Source organism: Cryobacterium sp. TMT3-29-2 (assembly GCF_004564305.1).
In the GTDB taxonomy this organism is placed as follows: Bacteria; Actinomycetota; Actinomycetes; order Actinomycetales; family Microbacteriaceae; genus Cryobacterium; species Cryobacterium sinapicolor.
The window spans coordinates 111,254-131,899 of sequence record NZ_SOGK01000010.1; the positions used below are offsets into that span (position 1 = coordinate 111,254).

Annotated in this window: 21 protein-coding genes; 16 read left to right on the forward strand and 5 right to left on the reverse strand. The window is 68.4% G+C overall.

Features of this window, described 5'->3' with window-relative positions:
* Positions 1-39: 39 nt before the first annotated feature.
* Positions 40-840 (forward strand): 4-hydroxy-tetrahydrodipicolinate reductase, encoded by an 801-nt coding sequence (gene dapB, locus E3O67_RS01155; protein ID WP_134426972.1) that lies wholly within the window; start codon positions 40-42, stop codon positions 838-840.
* Positions 837-1,274 (forward strand): hypothetical protein, encoded by a 438-nt coding sequence (locus E3O67_RS01160; protein ID WP_134426970.1) that lies wholly within the window; start codon positions 837-839, stop codon positions 1,272-1,274. The genes dapB and E3O67_RS01160 overlap by 4 nt, the downstream gene beginning before the upstream one ends.
* A gap of 27 nt (positions 1,275-1,301) precedes the next feature.
* Here E3O67_RS01160 and E3O67_RS01165 read toward each other — a convergent pair whose 3' ends face one another.
* The 4 genes from E3O67_RS01165 to E3O67_RS01180 all read right to left on the reverse strand — a co-directional run bounded on the left by E3O67_RS01165 (position 1,302) and on the right by E3O67_RS01180 (position 3,693).
* On the reverse strand, positions 1,302-2,192 hold the full coding sequence (locus tag E3O67_RS01165; protein WP_135101497.1) for a TIGR01777 family oxidoreductase: 891 nt from the start codon (positions 2,190-2,192) through the stop codon (positions 1,302-1,304).
* Positions 2,193-2,208: 16 nt separating this feature from the next.
* Positions 2,209-2,634: an OsmC family peroxiredoxin gene (locus E3O67_RS01170; protein WP_134426966.1), complete on the reverse strand. Its 426-nt coding sequence runs from the start codon at positions 2,632-2,634 to the stop codon at positions 2,209-2,211.
* Between the two features lie 98 nt (positions 2,635-2,732).
* Positions 2,733-3,248 (reverse strand): DUF4395 domain-containing protein, encoded by a 516-nt coding sequence (locus tag E3O67_RS01175; protein WP_134426964.1) that lies wholly within the window; start codon positions 3,246-3,248, stop codon positions 2,733-2,735.
* Complete coding sequence (locus E3O67_RS01180) at positions 3,229-3,693, reverse strand: thioredoxin family protein (protein ID WP_135101499.1); 465 nt, start codon at positions 3,691-3,693, stop codon at positions 3,229-3,231. Before E3O67_RS01180 ends, E3O67_RS01175 begins: the two co-directional genes overlap by 20 nt.
* 79 nt (positions 3,694-3,772) lie before the next feature.
* Here E3O67_RS01180 and thyX point away from each other — a divergent pair, with 79 nt between their 5' ends.
* The 13 genes from thyX to dapF all read left to right on the forward strand — a co-directional run bounded on the left by thyX (position 3,773) and on the right by dapF (position 18,063).
* A complete protein-coding gene (gene thyX / locus E3O67_RS01185; protein WP_134426961.1) occupies positions 3,773-4,507 on the forward strand; it encodes an FAD-dependent thymidylate synthase in 735 nt (244 codons plus the stop codon).
* Positions 4,508-4,558: 51 nt separating this feature from the next.
* Positions 4,559-5,536, forward strand: a complete 978-nt coding sequence (dapA, locus tag E3O67_RS01190) for a 4-hydroxy-tetrahydrodipicolinate synthase (RefSeq protein ID WP_134426959.1) — start codon at positions 4,559-4,561, stop codon at positions 5,534-5,536.
* Between the two features lie 28 nt (positions 5,537-5,564).
* Positions 5,565-7,241: a ribonuclease J gene (locus tag E3O67_RS01195; protein ID WP_166786884.1), complete on the forward strand. Its 1,677-nt coding sequence runs from the start codon at positions 5,565-5,567 to the stop codon at positions 7,239-7,241.
* Positions 7,242-7,363: 122 nt separating this feature from the next.
* Positions 7,364-10,291, forward strand: coding sequence for a DNA translocase FtsK (locus E3O67_RS01200; protein WP_135101502.1), 2,928 nt, complete (start codon positions 7,364-7,366; stop codon positions 10,289-10,291).
* Between the two features lie 3 nt (positions 10,292-10,294).
* Positions 10,295-10,894, forward strand: coding sequence for a CDP-diacylglycerol--glycerol-3-phosphate 3-phosphatidyltransferase (gene pgsA, locus E3O67_RS01205; protein WP_135101504.1), 600 nt, complete (start codon positions 10,295-10,297; stop codon positions 10,892-10,894).
* A 16-nt stretch (positions 10,895-10,910) separates the two neighbouring features.
* Entirely contained in the window at positions 10,911-11,417 is a 507-nt protein-coding gene (locus E3O67_RS01210; protein WP_134427166.1) for a CinA family protein, read from the forward strand.
* Between the two features lie 189 nt (positions 11,418-11,606).
* The gene (locus tag E3O67_RS01215; RefSeq protein ID WP_134426953.1) at positions 11,607-11,912 is read left to right on the forward strand and encodes a helix-turn-helix domain-containing protein; all 306 of its coding nucleotides are present in this window, start codon (positions 11,607-11,609) and stop codon (positions 11,910-11,912) included.
* 9 nt (positions 11,913-11,921) lie between these two features.
* Complete coding sequence (locus E3O67_RS01220; RefSeq protein WP_135101506.1) at positions 11,922-12,143, forward strand: DUF3046 domain-containing protein; 222 nt, start codon at positions 11,922-11,924, stop codon at positions 12,141-12,143.
* Positions 12,144-12,402: 259 nt separating this feature from the next.
* A complete protein-coding gene (gene recA, locus E3O67_RS01225) occupies positions 12,403-13,536 on the forward strand; it encodes a recombinase RecA (RefSeq protein WP_134426949.1) in 1,134 nt (377 codons plus the stop codon).
* A 3-nt stretch (positions 13,537-13,539) separates the two neighbouring features.
* Positions 13,540-14,337 carry a regulatory protein RecX gene (locus E3O67_RS01235; RefSeq protein ID WP_135101508.1) on the forward strand — a complete coding sequence of 266 codons (798 nt, stop codon included), beginning with the start codon at positions 13,540-13,542 and terminating at the stop codon, positions 14,335-14,337.
* Between the two features lie 61 nt (positions 14,338-14,398).
* Positions 14,399-16,162: a tRNA (N6-isopentenyl adenosine(37)-C2)-methylthiotransferase MiaB gene (miaB, locus tag E3O67_RS01240; protein WP_241981910.1), complete on the forward strand. Its 1,764-nt coding sequence runs from the start codon at positions 14,399-14,401 to the stop codon at positions 16,160-16,162.
* Between the two features lie 13 nt (positions 16,163-16,175).
* A complete protein-coding gene (gene miaA / locus E3O67_RS01245) occupies positions 16,176-17,171 on the forward strand; it encodes a tRNA (adenosine(37)-N6)-dimethylallyltransferase MiaA (protein WP_241979103.1) in 996 nt (331 codons plus the stop codon).
* Positions 17,172-17,181: 10 nt separating this feature from the next.
* Positions 17,182-18,063, forward strand: coding sequence for a diaminopimelate epimerase (gene dapF / locus E3O67_RS01250; RefSeq protein WP_134426946.1), 882 nt, complete (start codon positions 17,182-17,184; stop codon positions 18,061-18,063).
* A gap of 151 nt (positions 18,064-18,214) precedes the next feature.
* Here dapF and E3O67_RS01255 read toward each other — a convergent pair whose 3' ends face one another.
* Positions 18,215-18,826: a class I SAM-dependent methyltransferase gene (locus E3O67_RS01255; RefSeq protein ID WP_134426944.1), complete on the reverse strand. Its 612-nt coding sequence runs from the start codon at positions 18,824-18,826 to the stop codon at positions 18,215-18,217.
* 41 nt (positions 18,827-18,867) lie between these two features.
* On the opposite strand from E3O67_RS01255, the gene hflX reads away from it, so the two are divergent.
* Positions 18,868-20,406, forward strand: coding sequence for a GTPase HflX (gene hflX / locus E3O67_RS01260; RefSeq protein WP_135101510.1), 1,539 nt, complete (start codon positions 18,868-18,870; stop codon positions 20,404-20,406).
* Positions 20,407-20,646: the final 240 nt, after the last annotated feature.

Consider the following 20,646-nt stretch of genomic DNA (forward strand, 5'->3'; position numbering starts at 1 on the left):
AAGGCTAACTCGATGCCCCGCGATTGATAGATTGGATTCATGAAAACACGGGTGGCCATCGTCGGCGTATCGGGAACGATGGGCCGTCTGGTCTCGGGTCTCGTCGAGCAGTCGGAGGAGTATGAACTCGTCGCCGGCCTGAACTCGAAGAGTGACCTGTCCGAGATGCTCGGCGCGGAGATCGTCATCGACCTGACCCTGCCCGGGGTCAGCCAGGGCGTGGTCGACTTCGCCGTCGACCACGGCCTGCGGGTGCTGGTGGGCACCTCCGGCTGGTCGCAGAACCGAATCGATGCCCTGACCGGCCGCCTAGCCGGGCAGAGTGAGGTCGGTGTCGTCATCATCCCCAACTTCTCGATGGGGTCGGTCATCGCGACCGGCCTCTCGGTGCTCGTCGCCCGCTTCTTCGATTCGATCGAGATCGTCGAGGCCCACCAGGCTGGCAAGGTCGACTCGCCGTCGGGCACTGCCGTGCGCACCGCCGAGCTGATCGGGCGGGCCCGATCCGAGATCGGACCGGTGTCGGCGCCGCACACCGACCAGCGCGCCCGCGGCCAGCAGGTGTCGAGCATCCCCGTGCACAGCCTGCGCGTGGACGGGATGCTCGCCCGCCAGGACGTGCTCTTCGGCGGTGCAGGTGAGACCGTCACGATCAGCCACAACACCCTGTCGGCCGCATCCTACGAGCGCGGCATCCTGCTGGCGCTGGCCGCCACCCGCACGGCCGTCGGCGTCACCGTGGGTCTGGACCAGATCATCGACCTCGGGCTGGGTGCGCCGTCCACGGGCGCGGCCGCCCAGACCGGCGCGGCCACCGCGACGGCCGAGGCCGCCCGATGAGAGGCCGGGTCGCGGCCGGCCTGATGGCCCTACTGCTCGTGTTCTACCTGGTGCTCGTCGGCTGGCGCGCGGTGTTGTTTCTGCAGAGCGGTGACGGCGTCGGCATCGTGATCGGGGTGGCGTTGCTCGTGCTCCCGTTGATCGGAGTGTGGGCGCTGGTCGCCGAACTCCGCTTCGGGCGCAACTCCGAACGACTCGTGCGCCGACTCGAAGCCGAGGGCGAGCTCCCGGTCGAAGAACTGGCGATCCGGCCGAGCGGGCGCCCCCTGCGGGACGACGCGGACGCCGAATTCCCTGTCTATCGGGCAGCCGTCGATGCCGCTCCCGAGGATTGGCGCGCCTGGTTCAGGCTCGGCCTGGCCTACAACTCCTCGGGAGACCGCCGTCGAGCCCGCGGCGCCATCCGCACAGCGATCGCCCTCGAGCGCTCCTAGACCCCAGCGGACTCCGAACGAACAGTCCTACGGGTGGCTGAGCATCCAGGCCACGGCCTCGGCCGCGGTCTGGTGTTTGAAGACGAAGCCGTCCTGCTGCAGTCGCTCCGGCACGATCTGCTGATCGGCGAGCAGCAGCGCGCGGGCGGCTTCCTGCAGTGCGAGCGTCAGCACGAACTCCGGCACCGGCACCAGGAACGGGCGGTGCAGGCCTGCCGAGACCGCGCGGATGACGTCGTTCGCGGTGGCCGGGGTCGGGCCGACCAGGTTGATCGGGCCCGACAGCGTCGAGGTGAGCAGGTGCACAAAGGCCGCGGCCTCGTCGTGCAGGCTGATCCACGGCCAGTGTTGGGTGCCGTGGCCGAGCGGGCCGCCCAGGCCGAGCTTGACGATCGGCAGCAGCGGTTTCAGGGCGCCGCCGCGGGCGATGACCAGGCCGGTGCGGAGGGTGAGCACCCGGGTCGCCGCAGGGGCGCGTGCGGCCTCGGCCTCCCAGGCACTGGTGACTTTCGCCAGAAAATCGTTGGCCGCCGGGGATTTCTCGGTGAGTACCTCGTTCGGGCGGTCACCGTAGATGCCCACGGCCGACGCGTTGAGCAGCACGGATGGCGGTGTCGCCTGCCGGCCCATCGCATCCGTCAGCGTGCGCGTGGCCTGCACCCGCGAGTCGCGGATCTCCCGGCGGTACGCCTTCGTCCACGGCAGACGGGCGATGGACGCGCCGGATAGGTTGATCACGGCGTCGACGCCGTCGAGGGCGCTCACGTCCATGCTCAGCGCTGCCGGGTCCCAACGGAATTCGTCGGCCCCGCGCGGATCGCGGCGCACCAGTCGGGTGACGGTGTGGCCGGCCGCGCGCAGCTGGGTGCACAGCTCGGTGCCGATCAGTCCGGACGACCCGGAGACGAGAACTCGCATCGTGTGCGGGCCGCGCCTACGCCAGCTCGGCTTCGATGGTGATCGCGATGCCCGCGAGCGCCTTCGAAATCGGGCAGTTGGCCTTGGCGTCCTCGGCGTAGACCGCGAACTCCTCCTCGGTCAGACCGGGGACCTTGGCGCTGACCAGGAGGTGGCTGCCCACAACGCCGACGCCGGCTTCGAAGGTCACGGCCGCGGTGGTCTGGATGCTGTCGGGGGTGTGACCGCCGGCGCTGAGGCCGTTGGCCAGGGCCATTGAGAAACACGCCGCGTGGGCGGCGCCGAGGAGCTCTTCGGGGTTGGTCGTGTTCGGCGTGCCGGCGGAGCGGGCCTGCCAGGTGACCGGGAACTCGGCGGTCTTGGAGGAGTCGAGGGTGACGGTGCCGCTGCCGGACTTCAGATCGCCGGTCCAGACGGTTGTTGCTTCGCTGGTGAGTGCCATGGTCTTGCCTCCTGAAAGTGAAGCTTCAGCCTAACTGTCGCCTCGGCCGACGTGGGGTTCACTCCCAGCGAATGATCAGGGACGGGGCCTGGCGGCGGTCAGCTCCCGACCGCCGCCGTCTGCTCGCGGGCGAGGATTCCGGCGCGCGCCAGGATCAGGTAGAGCTGGCAGCCGAGGCAGTAGTCGAACACGGCGTTGAGGAAAGCCGCCACGAAGGCGACGGCCGCAGCGGCCCCGACGGCAGGCGCCAGCCCGGCCAGTCCGAGAACCACGCCGGTCAGGGTGACCAGCAGCCCCACGCCCTGGGCGAACGTCGGCGGGGCGGCGTTCTCCAAGGCGGCCGGCGGGCCGAGCCGGGGCCGCACGAGCGCCTTGAACACAGTGCCGTAGGGGTGGCGCCCGGCGCCGGCGAGCGCACCCCAAGCGAAGAGGGCCGCCAGGACCGTCAGAAGACCGAGGGCGGCAACGGATGCCCCGGTCAATGACAGGAACACCACCACCAGGAGCAGAACGGCCGTGATCGCTGCCCCGAAGCGGGGTCCGCGTGGATCGAGGTCCGGACGGTTTCGGCGCGGCGATGGCCGGGAGGGGGAGTCAACGGGCGAGCTGGGCATGGGTGCTTCCGGTGAGGTGGTCGAGCTGCTGGAGGATGCCGGCCCGGTTCGGAACGCCGCCGACCCGGGCGCGCACCTGTCCCGCTCCGTCGAGGATGAGGGTGGTCGGGGTCTGCCGGATCCCGAACCGGTTCGCGAGGTCGCGCCGGTGGGTGAGGTCGACGTCCAGGTGCACGACGCCGGGGCGGGACCGGGCGAGACCGGCGAGGAGCACCTGGGTTCCGGGGCAACGGGCGCAGTGGCTGGTGGAGAACTGCACGAGCGTGACCCGCGCGCCGAACGGAACCCGGCTGCCGACATCCGCCGGACTGAGCGCGTTCGGCGCATCCGACCCGCCCGGGGTGACCGAGACGGAGCGCCCCTGACGGAACCGCCAATAGAGTCCCAGAACGGTGGCGCCGGCAACGAGAGCCAGCACGATGCTCAGGGCGGAGATCGGATTCATGCTGCGACGCTACACGGCACCCGGGCCGGACGGGCTCGTGTGACGACAGGTTACGCGCGCAGCAGGTATCGTTCTGAGCGTGTCTGAAATCGAGTTCCGCTCCGATGTAACCGTTGAACTGGTGCGCGGCAGCGCCCACGACTCCGATGTGCTGTTCGCGGCACGGGTGTCGACGCAGGGGGAGCAGACCCTGACCAAGGCCCTGCTCGAGGAGTCGGAAGCCGAGGCGAGCACGGGTGACGCCGGGCTGATCAACTACCTCATGCGCGACCGCCACGGTTCGCCCTTCGAGCACAACTCGATGACCTTCTACGTGCAGGCGCCGATCTTCGTGTTCCGCGAGTTCATGCGGCACCGGATCGCCTCCTACAACGAGGAATCGGGCCGCTACCGCGAGCTGAACCCGGTCTTCTACGTTCCCGCCTCCACCCGCAACCTCGTGCAGGTCGGCAAGCCCGGCGCCTACGACTTCCTGCCCGGCACCGCCGAGCAGGCCGCGCTGGTCGACCAGTTGACCCGCGAGGCCTCCGCGCACGCCTACGCGTCGTACCAGAGGATGCTCGAAGCCGGCGTGGCCCGCGAGGTCGCCCGCATCGTGTTGCCGCTGAACATCTTCTCCTCGATGTATGTGACCATGAACGCCCGGTCGCTGATGAACTTCCTCAGCCTGCGCACCAAGCGCGAGGGAACCCACTTCCCGTCGTTCCCGCAACGCGAGATCGAGATGTGCGCCGAGAAGATGGAAGACCAGTTCGCGCTCCTGATGCCGCTGACCTACGCGGCCTTCAACAAGAACGGTCGCGTCGCCCCGTAACGTGACGAGGCGGCGCTGCGCGGCCCCACGCCGACCGGTAGCCTGTCTCTCGTGTCTATGTCTCAGAATCCCTTCGGCCAGGTCCTTGTGGCCCTGGTGACTCCCTTCACCGCCGACGGCGAGGTCGACTGGGCGGGCGTTGCCCAACACATCGACGACGTCATCAACGCTGGAGCCGACGGCATCGTCGTCACCGGTACCACCGGTGAGACGTCCACCCTCACCGACCCGGAGAAGATCCGTCTGGTCGAGGTCGCCAAGGATGTCTCGAGCGGGCGCGCGAAGGTCATCACCGGAGGCGGTTCCAACGAGACCGCGCACGCCATGCAGCTCGCCAAACAGAGCGAGAAGGCCGGCGCCGACGGCAACATGATCGTCACCCCGTACTACAACAAGCCCACCCAAGCCGGCGTGCTCACCCACTTCCGCATGATCGCGGATGCCACGGATCTGCCCGTCATCCTCTACGACATCCCCGGGCGCACCGGCATCCCGATCGAATACAAGACGATCCTGCGGGCCGCGAAGCATCCGAACATCCTCGCGGTCAAGGACGCCAAGGGCGACCTGGCCCAGGTCAGCCGCGTGCTCAACCAGACCGACCTGATGTACTTCTCCGGCGACGACCCCAACGTGCTGCCGCACCTCTCGATCGGGGCGACCGGGCTGATCGGCGTCACGGCGAACATCGCCGCCACCCCGTACCGCCAGATGGTCGACGCCGTGAACGCGGGGGACCTGAAGGCGGCCACCATGGCGCATCAACAGCTCGAACCGCTGGTGCGGGCGTGCATGACGCACGTTCCGGGTACTGTCGCGGTCAAGTACATCCTGCACGGCCTCGGCCGTATCAACAGCCCGCGGGTACGCCTGCCTCTGGTCGGCCCGGAGGAGTGGGAAGCCGCGCAGATCGAAGACGAGATCGACCTGGTCAAGAACATCCCCGGGGTCGACTTCTCCAACTTCCGCCCGGACCGCAATGCCGCGGCCGGCGGCGCCCTGCCGAAGGTCGCCGGAACGACACGCTAACCGCTCCACCGAACCCCGAGGAGGGCCTGTGCCCATCGACGTGTACGACCCGGCCCCGCTCGCGGCGGGAACCCTCCGCATCACGCCGATCGGTGGCCTGGGCGAAATCGGCCGCAACATGACCACGTTCGAGATCGACGGGAAGCTGCTGATCGTCGACTGCGGGGTGCTGTTCCCCGAGGAGCACCAGCCGGGCGTCGACCTGATCCTGCCCGACTTCAGCCCCATCCGGGACCGCCTCGACGACATCCTCGCGGTCGTGCTCACGCACGGCCACGAGGACCACATCGGTGCCGTCCCCTACCTCTTGAAGCTGCGCGCGGACATCCCGCTGATCGGTTCGGGCCTGACCCTCGCCTTCATCGAGGCGAAGCTCAAGGAACATAAGATCACCCCGTACACGCTGCAGGTCCGGGAAGGCCAGAAGGAACGGCTTGGCCCGTTCAACCTCGAATTCGTCGCCGTGAACCACTCCATCCCCGACGCCCTGGCCGTGGCCATCAAGACCGTCGGCGGCACGGTGCTGCACACCGGCGACTTCAAGATGGACCAACTGCCGCTCGATGACCGCCTCACCGACCTGCGCGAATTCGCGCGCCTCGGCACTGAGGGCGTCGACCTGTTCCTGGTCGATTCCACCAACGCGGATGTCCCCGGCTTCACCCCCACGGAACGCTCCATCGGCCCCGTGCTCGACGATGTCATCGCCCGGGCTCCGCGGCGGGTGATCGTGGCCAGCTTCTCCAGCCACGTGCACCGGGTGCAGCAGGTACTCGACGCCGCCCACGCGAACGGACGCCGGGTCGCACTCCTGGGCCGCTCGATGGTGCGCAACATGACCATCGCCGCGGACCTCGGCCACCTGCGGGTGCCGGAGGGCGTGCTGGTCGACTTCAAGAAGGCCGGCAACATCGCGGGTGACAAGATCGTCTACATGTCGACGGGATCACAGGGTGAGCCGATGGCCGTGCTCAGCCGGATGGTGAACCAGGACCATCAAATCGAGGTCGGTCCCGGCGACACCGTCATCCTGGCTTCCAGCCTGATCCCCGGCAACGAGAACGCGGTCTACCGCATCATCGACGGCCTGACCAAGCTCGGTGCCGCGGTCGTGCACAAGGGCAACGCGAAGGTGCACGTCTCCGGGCACGCCGCCGCCGGGGAACTGACCTACTGCTACAACATCCTGAAACCGAAGAACGTGCTGCCCGTGCACGGCGAATACCGGCACCTGGTCGCCAACGCGAAGCTCGCGATGCAGACCGGTGTGCCCGAGGGAAACGTGCTCCTGGCCGAGGACGGCACCGTCATCGACCTCAAGGACGGCGTGGCCACCAAGGTCGGCCAGCTCGACCTCGGCTACGTCTACGTCGACGGCTCCACCGTCGGCGAGATCACCGAGGCCGACCTCAAGGACCGCCGCACCCTCGCCGAGGAGGGGTTCATCTCGATCATCATCGTGGTCGACGCCGCCACCGGCAAGGTGATCGTCGGGCCGGAGATCCACGCGAAGGGCTTCGCCGAAGACGACTCCGTATTCGACGCCGTGCGCCCGAAGATCGCCGCGGCCCTGGCCGAGGCCGCCGAACACGGGGTGCGCGACCCGTTCGCCCTACAGCAGATCGTGCGTCGCACGGTCGGCCGCTGGGTGAACACCGCCTTCCGCCGCCGCCCGATGATCGTTCCCCTGGTGATCGAGGCCTGATCCGGTCGGGGCGACGGATGCCGCGCATCCGATCGATTCCGGCTCCTCGCCGGTGATCGCCGCCCGCAGGCGTTTTGGCGTGCCTGCACCCCAATGTCGGGGGTTCGAAGTACCGTAGTCGCATGGCTACGAGCACTAAGTCGAACGGTCGTGCCCGCGGCACGCCTGCGCGCGGCACCCCGGCGCGGAAGCCCGCCGCCCGTACCAGTGCCCAGAAGACGGTCAAGTTCACCGCGGTGGAGGTCAAGCCGAGCCTGTTCGTCCGGTCCTGGATGGCCCTGGCCCACGTCACCGGCGCCGCCGCCCGAGCCCTCGGCCCGGAGAAGCTCTCCAAGGAGGAGCGCCGTGACGGACTGCCCTTCTTCCTCGTGCTGCTGTCGATCGCCGGCGCCGTGATCGAGTGGTTCCTGATCAACAACGCCGTCGCCCAGACCCTCGACGCCTGGACCTTCGGTGGCTGGTTCGGGCGCGTCGCGTTCGCCCTGCCCGTGATCATGCTGCTCTTCGCGCTCTGGCTGTTCCGCAAGCCCAGTTCAGTGCATGACAACGGCCGCATCGGCATCGGACTGTCCGTGTTGCTCGTCTCAGTGTCGGGTCTCTGCCACATCTTCGGCGGCCAGCCTGCCCCCAGCGACGGCATGGAGACCCTCGCGCTGGCGGGCGGCGTCATCGGCTGGATGATCGCCGCGCCCCTGATCTACCTGACCACGTCGATCGGCGCCACCATCGTCGTCATCCTGTTGCTCACCCTGAGCCTCTTCATCATCACCAAGACCCCGCCCAACCGCATCGGCGAACGCAGCCGCGAGCTCTACGCCTGGCTGTTCGGCGCCCAACTGCCCGATCCGGAGGAGCGCGCCGCCGCCAGGGACGCCAAGCACGAGAAGGCCGTGCAGGTCGAACTCGACGGAGTCGACGACGACGCCGATGATCCCGGGGTGCTGCCCTGGTGGCGGCGCAACACCAGCAAGCGCGAGGAGGACCCCGACTTCGCCGGGCCGCTCAGCCCGAGCGGAGCCAGGGCGCTGTCCGACGACCCGAGCACCGCGGGCCCGCACGGCGCCGACCCGCTGCACACCCTGCTCGGCGGCGACAAACGTGGCAGCTTCGACACCGCCCTCGAGACGACGCCGACGCCCCCGGGCCCCACCGTGGACCACTACGGCACCGAGGTCCTTGAAGAGCTACTCCGGGCCGAAGACGCCCTCAAACGCTTCACGGGCGCGATCGACCTGCCGAAGGGCTCCTCGACCGGCCTCCTGGCCGACGACCAGACCGGCCTGACCGAGGTGCTGCCCGGCTTCGACGAGCTCGACGGGGCCGCGGCCGGTGGCGCCGCCGGGTCGACCGACGCGCCGCTGTCCCTCGTACCCCCCGCGTCGCCGGCCTCGGACCAGCCCGCCGCACCCTACCTGCTGCCCTCGGACACGACCCTCACCAAGGGCCCGCCGGCCAAGGCCCGCTCGGCGGCCAACGACGAGATCGTCAAGTCCATCACCGAGGTGCTGAGCCAGTTCCAGGTCGACGCGAAGGTCACCGGGTTCTCCCGCGGCCCCACGGTCACCCAATACGAAATCCAGCTCGGCCCCGGCGTCAAGGTGGAACGGGTCACCGCGCTGAGTAAGAACCTCTCCTACGCCGTCGCCTCCAACGAGGTGCGCATCCTGTCGCCCATCCCGGGCAAGAGCGCGATCGGCATCGAGATCCCGAACACCGACCGCGAAATCGTCACCCTCGGTGACGTGCTCCGCTCCCCGGCGGCTTCGAACAGCACCCACCCGATGACCATCGGCGTCGGGAAGGACGTCGGCGGTGGTTTCGTGCTCGCCAACCTCGCCAAGATGCCTCACCTTCTGGTCGCCGGTTCCACCGGATCCGGCAAGTCCAGCTTCGTCAACTCCATGATCACGAGCCTGCTCATGCGGGCCAAGCCGAGCGACGTGCGCATGGTGCTGATCGACCCGAAGCGGGTCGAGCTGGCTGCCTACGCCGGGGTTCCGCACCTGATCACGCCCATCATCACCAGCCCGAAAAAAGCCGCCGAGGCGCTGCAGTGGGTGGTGAAGGAGATGGACATGCGTTACGACGACCTGGCCAGCTTCGGATTCCGCCACATCGACGACTTCAACAAGGCCGTCGTCAGCAACGAGATCGTGCTCCCGGCCGGCAGCCTGCGCAGCCTCAAGCCGTATCCCTACCTTCTGGTCGTCGTCGACGAGCTCGCCGACCTGATGATGGTGGCCCCGCGCGACGTCGAAGACTCGATCGTGCGCATCACCCAGCTGGCCCGCGCCTCGGGCATCCACCTCGTGCTCGCCACCCAGCGCCCCAGCGTCGATGTCGTGACAGGTCTGATCAAGGCCAACGTGCCCTCCCGCCTCGCCTTCGCCGTGACCAGCGTCACCGACTCCCGGGTCATCCTCGACCAGCCGGGTGCCGACAAGTTGATCGGTCAGGGCGATGCCCTCTTCCTGCCGATGGGAGCCTCCAAGGCCATCCGCGTGCAGGGCGCCTGGGTGAACGAGGCCGAAATCGAACGCGTCGTCAAACACGTCACCCTGCAGGCCCGCCCCGACTACCGGCCGGATGTCTCCATGGTCGCCCCCCGCAAAGAGATCGACTCCGACATCGGAGACGATCTCGAGGTGCTCCTCGCCGCTGCGGAACTGGTCGTGTCGACCCAATTCGGGTCCACCTCGATGCTGCAGCGCAAGCTCAGGGTCGGCTTCGCCAAGGCAGGTCGCCTGATGGACCTGCTCGAGTCCCGCGAAATCGTTGGACCCTCCGAGGGATCGAAGGCACGAGACGTGCTCGTCTCCGTGGAGCAGCTGCCCGGTGTGCTGGCCCTGCTGCGCGGCTCCGACGCCGAACATCACGCCGCCACCGCCAGCGCGCAGGCCTCCGCTGCCCATCAGTCCGCCGCGCAGCACACACCTGGCCCGCCCGATCCACGATATGCCGACGACCCGGTGGCCAAAATGTCGGAGGGGTACCCTGAAGAAGACGCATCCCCCGATGAAGACGCCTGGCAACTGACCGACAGGGACTGACCCATGGCCACACCATCCACGCCGGTCGCCCGGCCCAGCAACTGGAATCTCCCGAACCTGATCACGGTCGTGCGCATCCTGCTCGCCCCGCTCTTCATCTGGATGCTCCTCGCCGACGCCGGCCAGGACGGCGCGCTTCGCTGGTGGGCGGCCGCGCTGTTCATCGTGGCCATCGCCACCGACGGGATCGACGGGGCCATCGCCCGCCGCCACAACCTGGTCACCGATCTGGGCAAGATCCTCGATCCGATCGCCGACAAGGTGCTCACCGGTGGAGCCCTGGTCTGCCTCTCCATCCTGGGCGAGCTGTGGTGGTGGGTGACCATCGTCATCCTCGTGCGCGAGATCGGCATCACGGTGTTCCGTTTCGTCATGCTGAAGGACCGCGTCATCCCCGCCTCGCGGGGTGGCAAACTCAAGACCGTGCTGCAGTCCGTGGCGATCTCCCTCGCCCTCGTGCCGCTCTGGCTGCTGTTCGGCGACTGGATCTACTGGGTCAACTGGACTGCGATGGCCCTCGCTCTCATCGTCACCGTCGTCACCGGCCTCGACTACCTCATCGCCGCGCGCCGCGAGAACCGTCTCCAACCCGACCGTGGCTGATCCGGTGGCCGCCGACATGGCCGGTGTGACGCCTGCCACGGCGCGCGTCATCGCGGAGCTCACCCGCCGCGGGCTCACCATCGCCGTGGCCGAGTCCCTGACCGGCGGCGCCCTGGCCGCCGAACTCATCCGCATCCCCGGCGCATCCGTCGTCGTCAACGGGGGAGTGGTGGCCTACCAGACCGCGCTGAAACACACCCTCCTCGGCGTCGACGCGGCCCTGCTCACGGAGCACGGCCCGGTGCATCCGCAGGTCGCCCGGCAGATGGCCGAGGGTGTGCGCCTGCGGCTGGCCGTCGACGGCAGGCCCGCGGACATCGGTGTCGCCACGACGGGTGTGGCAGGTCCAGACGGCCAGGGCGGCCAGGAGCCGGGAACCGTGTTCCTCGGGCTCGCCCACGGGGGAGCGGCGTCGGTCATCCCGCTCCGGCTGCACGGCGACAGGGCCGCCATTCGAGCGGCTTCGGTGGCCGCGGCCGTCGAAGCTGTGTGGCAGCTGTTAGCCCGTGACTCGGTGGAATAGTTCCCCGAAATCCTCGGTTACACCGAGCGTATTCACAAGAAAAGCCCAGTCGTTATCGGTAGTGTCAGGGTGTTCGAGGTTGTAGTACTCTTGCGATCCAACACACGAAGCCACCCGGTCGAGTGGGCGCCAAAAGTATCAAGCAGTACTTGATGAGCAATACTTAATCAGTACGAGAAGGAGGTTCCGATGATTCTTGTTCGACAGGAAATCGGCGATGTGCTCAGGGACTTCCGCCTGCAGAAAGGGCGCACACTCCGTCAGGTAGCCAGCAAGGCCAGCGTGGCCCTGGGATATCTGAGCGAGGTGGAGCGTGGCCAGAAGGAAGCGTCTTCTGAGATTCTGGCTTCCGTTGCAGAGGCTTTGGAGACCCCGATCTCGGTCATCATGCGGGAAGTCGGCGATCGTCTGGCCATCATCGAGGGAATCGACAGGTTCCCCGACACTGTTCCCGACGAACTCGTGGCCAACTACGACGGCATGATGGTGCGCTAGTCCCACCCCATGCGACTGAGTGAGTTCCGTCAGGCCCTGAGTGACGAGTTCGGCGACGGCTACGGCCGAGTCCTCACTCACGATCTCATCCTGACTCCGTTCGGATGCACCGCCGACCAGGCTCTGGCCGGCGGTGCTTCGGCGCGCGACGTCTGGCTGGCCCTCTGCGCCGAGACGGATGTCCCGAAGGCCCGCTGGTACGGCGCCGGTCTCCCCGCCGCGCGCAGCTAGCTGTCGACCGACACGCCCTGGAATACCGGAGATCCTCGAATGCGTGTTCGCATTTTGATATGCTCCTCCACAGCAGGAGTCGAAGACGGCTTATCCACTGCCGTTGTCCGTTCCGGCCTGTGTCGGACGTGCCGCGTACAGTCGGGTTTTGTCATCGACAGAGAGCACATGCCTTGTTGAACGCGGGTGTCGGGGTCTTCCCGGTAGCCGCATGCGACAGCCTATAGGCGCCGAAACGCACGACCGAAGGAGACCACTCATGGCATCAACAGCAGATCGCGAAAAGGCACTCGACACCGCCCTCGCGGCCATCGACCGCCAGTTCGGCAAGGGTTCGATCATGCGTTTGGGCAGCGACGAACGCGCCCCCGTCGAAACGATCTCCACGGGATCCATCGCGCTGGACGTGGCCCTCGGCATAGGCGGCCTGCCCCGCGGCCGCATCGTGGAGATCTACGGCCCGGAGTCCTCGGGAAAGACCACCCTCACCCTGCACGCCATCGCCAACGCCCAAAAGAACGGCGGCATCGCCGCGTTCATCGACGCCGAACACGCGCTGGACCCCGAATATGCCCGCAAGCTCGGTGTCGACATCGACGCCCTCCTCGTCTCCCAGCCCGACACGGGCGAGCAGGCACTGGAGATCGCCGACATGCTCGTGCGAAGCGGGTCCATCGACCTGATCGTGATCGACTCCGTCGCCGCGCTGGTACCCCGCGCCGAGATCGAGGGCGAGATGGGCGACTCCCACGTCGGCCTCCAGGCCCGGCTGATGTCCCAGGCCCTGCGCAAGCTCACCGGCGGGCTCAGCCAGACCAACACCACCATGATCTTCATCAACCAGCTGCGCGAGAAGATCGGCGTCTTCTTCGGCAGTCCCGAGACCACCGCCGGCGGCAAGGCGCTCAAGTTTTACGCGTCGGTGCGCCTCGACATCCGTCGCATCGAGACCCTGAAAGACGGCACCGAGGCCGTCGGAAACCGCACCAGGGTGAAGGTCGTCAAGAACAAGATGGCGCCGCCTTTCAAGCAGGCGGAATTCGACATCATCTACGGGATCGGCATCTCCCGCGAGGGCAGCCTGATCGACTTCGGTGTCGAACACGGCATCGTCAAAAAGTCCGGCGCCTGGTACACCTACGACGGCGACCAGCTGGGCCAGGGCAAGGAGAACTCGCGCAATTTCCTGCTGCGCGAAGCGGAGATGGCCAACGAGATCGAAAAGAAGATCCTCTTCAAGCTCGGGATCAGCCCCGAGGGTGCGGCGGCCAAGAAGGCTCAGGCGGCAATCGACGCCGCGGCGGCCCTGGTGACCGCGGCGGCAGCCAAGGAAACGGCCGCGGCGAAGGCCGAGTCCCTCCAGGCCAAGCTCGCCGCACGCAAGGGGGCGTAACGCATGGTCCACCCCGAGCCGACCGACAAGGTCGCGTCGCTGAGTGCGGCACGCCGCAAGAGCGCGGCACGCGGCACCGCCGCGGCACGGGCAGTCGAGCCCGCCGCTGCCGAGGCCGAGGCGAATCTCATCGCCGCCGAGCGACTGGCTCCGGTCACGTACCTCGGCGGCGGCGCTCCGGCGGCACCGACCGGGGCCGGCGATGAGGAGTTCGGCGTCGAGAGGTTCGCCGAGGGCGATGACGAGACCGACGGCGAGACCGAGGACGAGGCCCCGGACGAGACCCCCGAGAGCCTGGTTGCCCGTGCCGCTGATGATCGCGAGCATGCCGAAGGGGTGCTGCGGCAGCGTCTGCGCGGCCGCAGCCTATCGGCGTCCGAGGCACGCACGGTGCTGGCCGGCACGGAGGTCGCCGAGCACGAGATCGAAGAGATCATCGAGCGCTTCACCGAGCTGTCGTACATCGACGAGGGCCGTCTCGCCGATCAGATCGTGCACAGCCACCACGAGCGTAAGGGGCTGGGGCGCTCCAGCGTGCAGGCCGAGATGCGCCGCCGCGGACTCGATCAGGATCTCATCCTGTCGAAGCTCGACGAGATGCCCGAGGACGAGACGGAACGGGCCATCGAAATCGCCGTCAAGCGGGTGGGGCAGCTCGGGCGGCTCGACGACCAGACCATCGACCGCCGGCTCAATGCGTTCCTGATGCGCAAGGGGTATTCCTCGTCCATCGTTCGCGTGGCGGTGAAGGCCGCCCTGGCCTCCCGCGGCGGCTCTCCATCCCGGGTGCGGTTCCAGTAGGAAGCGGGCCGGGGCAACCCGGCCCGGTTTCGGAGGTGCCACGCGTAAGCTGGTATCCACTATGACCCGCAGCACCGCTATGTCCCCATTGTCCGGCGCCGAGACGCTGAACCCGCAGCAGTCGGCCCTGCGCGCCTCGGAGCTCCTTACCGCCGCCCTGAGCGCACCGACTCTGATCGCTCCGAGCGAGGCCGCGCACGACGCGCAGGGCCGCTCTCGCACCTATGAGGTGCGCACCTTCGGCTGCCAGATGAACGTGCACGACTCCGAACGGCTCAGCGGGTCGCTCGAAGCGGCCGGCTACGTGCCGGCCGACGGCGAGGAAGCCGACATCGTCGTGCTGAACACCTGTGCCGTGCGCGAGAACGCGGACAACAAGCTCTACGGCAATCTCGGGCAACTGGCCTCGGTCAAGCGCCGCCACGACGGCATGCAGATCGCCGTCGGCGGCTGCCTGGCCCAGAAGGACAAGGACGTCATCCTCGAGAAGGCGCCGTGGGTCGACGTCGTCTTCGGCACGCACAACATGGGCTCCCTGCCGAGCATGCTCGAACGCGCCCGGCACAACGGTGAAGCCCAGCTGGAAATCCTCGACTCCCTCGAGACCTTCCCCTCGACCCTCCCCACCAAGCGGGACTCGAGCTACAGCGGCTGGGTCTCCATCTCCGTCGGCTGCAACAACACCTGCACGTTTTGCATCGTGCCCGCCCTCCGCGGCAAGGAAAAGGACCGCCGCCCCGGCGAGATCCTCGCCGAAATCCAGGCTCTCGTCGACGACGGGGCCATCGAGGTCACCCTGCTCGGCCAGAACGTCAACTCCTACGGGGTCGAGTTCGGCGACCGCCTCGCGTTCGGCAAGCTGCTGCGCGCGGCCGGCACGATCGAGGGCTTGGAACGCATCCGTTTCACCAGCCCGCACCCGGCGGCCTTCACCGACGACGTGATCGACGCCATGGCCGAGACGCCGTCGGTCATGCCCCAGCTGCACATGCCCCTGCAGTCCGGGTCAGACCGCATCCTCAAGTCCATGCGCCGCTCCTACCGTTCGGCGCGGTTCCTCGGCATCCTCGACCGGGTGCGCGCCCAGATGCCGCACGCGGCGATCAGCACCGACATCATCGTCGGCTTCCCCGGCGAGACCGAGGAGGACTTCCAGGAGACCCTGCGGGTCGTGGAGCTGGCCCGGTTCGCGACCGCCTTCACGTTCCAGTACTCCGTCCGCCCCGGAACGCCGGCCGCGACGATGCCTGACCAAGTGCCCAAGGATGTCGTGCAGGACCGCTATGAGCGCCTCGCGGCCGTGCAGGAACGCATCTCCTGGGAAGAGAACCAAGCCGTGGTCGGCCGCGAGGTCGAACTGCTCGTCGCCAACGGCGAGGGCCGCAAGGACGCCGACACTCATCGGCTGAGTGGCCGTGCCCTCGACAGCCGCCTCGTGCATTTCGACGTGCCGGAGGGGTCCGAGTTACCCCGGCCGGGCGACCTGGTCACCGTCACGGTCACCCAGGCGGCCCCGTTCCACCTGATCGCCGACTCGGGCGACGGGGCGCCGCTGCGCATCCGTCGCACCATCGCCGGCGACGCCTGGGATCGCCTCGAAGCGGAGTCCTGCGGTGTGCCCAGCCACGGCGGGGCGGCTGGGGCTCCCGGCTCGGTGTCCCTCGGCCTGCCCACACTGCGCCAACGAGACCCGCGCCAACGAGACCCGCGCCAACGAGACCCGCGCCAACAAGACCCGCGTCTACCCGTCCCGCGCGTGGGTCCGCCCGCGGCGAGCGGTTCCAGCACCACGCCGATCTACGACGTCACCGACGGGGAGCGCTAGGCAGGTGCCCGGTGTGAACTCGGCGACCGGTTCTGAGGCGGCGGACGCCCACCCCACTCTGATCGTCATCGTCGGCCCCACCGGCACCGGCAAGTCCGATTTGTCCCTCGACGTCGCCGAACGCCTGACCACCTCCGGCCGGGCGGCTGAGATCGTCAACGCCGACGCCATGCAGCTCTACCGCGGCATGGACATCGGCACGGCCAAGCTCACCGTTCCGGAGCGCCGCGGCATCCCGCACCACCTGCTCGACGTGCTCCAGGTCACCGACGAGGCCACCGTCGCGCGCTACCAGACGGAGGCCCGCGCCGCGATCAGCGGCATCGTGTCGCGCGGAAACGTGCCCATCCTGGTCGGCGGTTCGGGCCTCTACGTGTCCGCCGTGGTCTATGACTTCCGGTTCCCCGGCACGGATACCGCGCTGCGCGCCCGCCTCGAGGCTGAGCTGACCGAGCAGGGCCCCGGCGCGCTGTACACCCGGCTGAAGGCCGTGGACTCGGTCGCCGCGTCCCGCATCGGCGCCAGCAACGGCCGACGCCTCGTGCGCGCCCTGGAGGTCGTGGAGCTGACCGGGGGGCCGCACACCGCCGCGCTGCCCGACGAACCCGTCTACTGGATGCCCGCAATCACCCTGGGCCTCCGCGCCCAGCGCGCCCAGCTCACCCCGCGCCTCGACGCCCGGGTGGTTGGCATGTGGGCCCGGGGGCTCGTCGAGGAGGTGCGCGGGCTGATCCCGAGTGGAATCGAGACCGGTGTCACCGCCAGCCGGGCCATCGGCTACGCCCAGGCCCTCGGGCAACTGACCGGCAGCCTCAGCCAGGCGGAGGCCATCCAGGAGACGCAGCAGATCACCCGCCGGTACGCGAGACGGCAGGTGAGCTGGTTCAAGCGCTCCCCGCACACCCACTGGATCGACTCCGACTCGCCCGGCCGGGTGGACGAGGCGATCGCCCGCCTGGGCCACCCGGGGCAGCCGGCCGAGCACTGGGCGACCGACCCGGCCTCCTAAACTGGACGGCATGGGTATTGATCTGAACTTCACCAAGGGCCACGGCACCGGGAACGACTTCGTGCTCTTCTCCGACCCTGACGGGCAGATCGAGCCCACCCCGAGCCAGATCCGCGCGATCTGCGACCGCCGCTTCGGCATCGGCGGCGACGGCATCATCCGGGCCGTGCGCTCGACCAGCCTGGCCGCCGGCGCGGCCGCTCTCGCCGAGGACGACGCTGCCGAATGGTTCATGGACTACTGGAACGCCGACGGCACGGTGTCCGAGATGTGCGGCAACGGCATCCGCGTGTACACGCGGTTCCTGGTGGAGCAGGGTCTGGCCACGCTCGACCGAGGCGACACGCTCTGCATCGGCACCCGCGGGGGAGTGCGGGACGTGCAGCGCGGCGCGAACGGCTATCAGGTCGACCTCGGCCGGTGGCGCCTGGACGGCGGGGAACCGCTGGTTCGGGCGAAGAACCTGGCAGTGGCCCGGCCCGGCCTCGGCATCAACGTGGGCAACCCGCACGTGGTCGTGGCCCTCGCCGACGACGACGAGCTCGCCGGCGTCGATCTCACCTTCGTGCCCCAGATCGACCCGGACCCGGCGGCCGGCGCGAACGTCGAGTTCGTGTTGCCGGGCGATCCGCTGGTCGTGAACGGCGTCGGCCATATCCGGATGCGCGTGCACGAGCGCGGTAGCGGCGAAACCCTCTCCTGCGGCACCGGTGCGGCCGCCGCGGCCCTCGCCACCCGGCACTGGGCCGGCGCGGGTGCACCCAACCAGTGGCAGGTCGAGGTCACCGGCGGCACGCTCGGCGTGCGCATGTTCCCGACCGAGGACGGCGAGCACGTCTCACTCTCGGGCCCGGCGGACCTCGTCTTCGACGGGGTCTTCCGCCTCGGCTGAGCCGTGCCCGGGGTCGCCCGCGGACCGCGACGCGGTTCAGTCCCGAACGAATTCGACGGAGATTCTGCTCTGAACAGCGCGCCACGGCTCAGGAACGGGTGTTTGACCCAAAATTTCCGTCGAATTGGTTCGACGCCGGACCAGGGCGCGACTAGTCCTGGCGCTGGACCCGCAGAACCCGGAAGCCCTTGCTGATGGCGTGCCGCGCGGTGCTGAATTCGTCGGGCAGGTCGCCGTCGAGCCAGCGCTGCAGGGAATCGGAGCCGAGGTTGCGCTGCACGACGAGCCAGGCATCCGAACCCGGTTCCAGGCGCGGCAGCCAGGTGCGCAGCAGGGAGTGCAGTTCGGTCTTGCCGACGCGGATCGGGGGATTCGACCAGATGGTACGGAAGGTCACGTGCTCGGGCACCTGGTCGGGCAGCACCGCCGTGACGTTGGTGAGGCCAAGCTTCTCGGCGTTTCGCCGCACCAGATCGAGCGCCCGCTCATTCACGTCGACGGCCCAGATCGTGGCACGGGGTGACGCGAGGGCCAGGTGCAGGCTGATCGGACCCCAGCCGCAGCCCAGGTCGAGGAAATCGCCGCCGGGCGGCGGGGTCGGCGCGTTGTTCAGGAGCACCTGGGTGCCGGTGTCGATGTGCTCCGGGCTGAAGACCGCATTGGCCGTGGTCAGCTCGTGTTCCGCACCATGCAAGTGCACGGTCACCTGACGGAGTTTCAGGGTGCTGTCGGGTGCCGGGGTGAAGTAGTGGTCGGAAGGCATAGAGGGAACTTACCGTGCATCGAGGAACTATTGTTAAAAGGATGACTGAACCAAATCTGCCCGACGACACCGACGACGTGGTCGCCCGCGTGCTCGCCAGCGCCGACAGCAAGGCTTCCGGCTACTCGCTGTTCCGCAGCGGCTCAGCGCAGGCCCTGCAGGCCGAATCCGGCGCGTCACACGACGACGAGGGTCATGACGGCCTCCAGCAGGACCGCGAGGACCGCAACGCGTTGCGCCGCGTGCCCAGCCTCTCCACCGAGCTCGAGGACGTCACCGAGGTCGAGTACCGCCAGCTGCGGCTGGAGAACGTTGTCTTGATCGGCCTGTACACGCACGGGACCGTCGCGGATGCCGAGAATTCCATGCGCGAACTCGCCGCGCTGGCGGAAACCGCCGGAGCCACCGTGCTCGACGGTCTCATGCAGCGCCGGGCCAAACCCGACGCCAGCACCTACCTCGGCAAGGGCAAGGCCGAAGAGGTGGCCGGCATCGTCAAGGCGATGGGAGCCGACACCGTCATCGCCGACACCGAGCTCGCTCCCAGCCAGCGGCGCGCCCTCGAGGATGTCGTCAAGGTGAAGGTCATCGACCGAACTGCCGTGATCCTTGACATCTTCAGCCAGCACGCCAAGAGCCGTGAGGGTAAGGCGCAGGTCGAACTCGCCCAGCTCGAATACCTGCTTCCCCGCCTGCGCGGCTGGGGCGACTCGATGTCCCGCCAGGCCGGTGGCCAGGTGGGTGGCGCGGGCGCCGGCATGGGCTCGCGCGGCCCCGGTGAGACCAAAATCGAGCTGGACCGGCGGCGCATCCACACCCGGATGTCCCGGCTCCGCAAGCAGATCCTCGAGATGAAACCCGCCCGCGAAGCCAAGCGGGCCAACCGCAAGCGCAACGCCGTGCCATCCGTCGCCATCGTCGGTTACACCAATGCCGGCAAGTCGAGCCTGCTCAACCGCATCACCCGGGCCGGCGTTCTGGTGGAGAACTCCCTGTTCGCCACCCTGGACGCCACGGTGCGCAAGTCGACGACGGCCGACGGCCTCCTCTACACGCTGACCGACACGGTCGGGTTTGTGCGCAACCTGCCCCACCAGCTGGTGGAGGCGTTCCGGTCGACGCTCGAGGAGGTCGCCGACGCTGACGTCATCGTGCACGTCGTCGACGGCTCGCACCCGGACCCGGCGAGCCAGCTCTCCACCGTGCGTGAGGTCATCGCCGAGGTCGGCGCCCGGGAGATTCCCGAGATCGTCGTCTTCAACAAGAGCGACCTGGTCGGTGACGACGACCGGCTCCTGCTGCGTGGACTCTGGCCGAAGGGCATCTTCGTCTCGGCGCGCACCGGTGAGGGCATCGAGGACCTGCTCGCGACCATCTCCGATTTGCTGCCGCGGCCGTCGATCAAGCTTGAGTTGCTGATCCCCTATGAGCGGGGCGACCTGATCGCGGTGCTGCACGAGCAGGGCACTGTGCTCGACACCTTGTACGCCGAGACCGGCACCCAGGTCACGGCGCTCGTGACGAAGGAGATCCAGGCCCAGTTCGAGCCGTTCTCCGTCCGGCCGGCTGTCGCCGGCTGACCGCCACCGGCTTCGGCGGCGCTGCTCCGTAACACGGCGGGCTTCAGCATGCCGTTTTGCGCACTCCTCCCGCACTCCTCCCGCACTCCTCCCGCACTCCTCCGGCTCTCCCATGCCGCTCCGGTGTGGGTTCGTGACACATTCCGTCACGGACCTGCCCCGCCTCGGGCGTGCTTGTTAGAGTCTTTTCAATCGTTGCCGTCGGCATTCTGACCGGCGGCATGGAGCGACAGCCGAGCC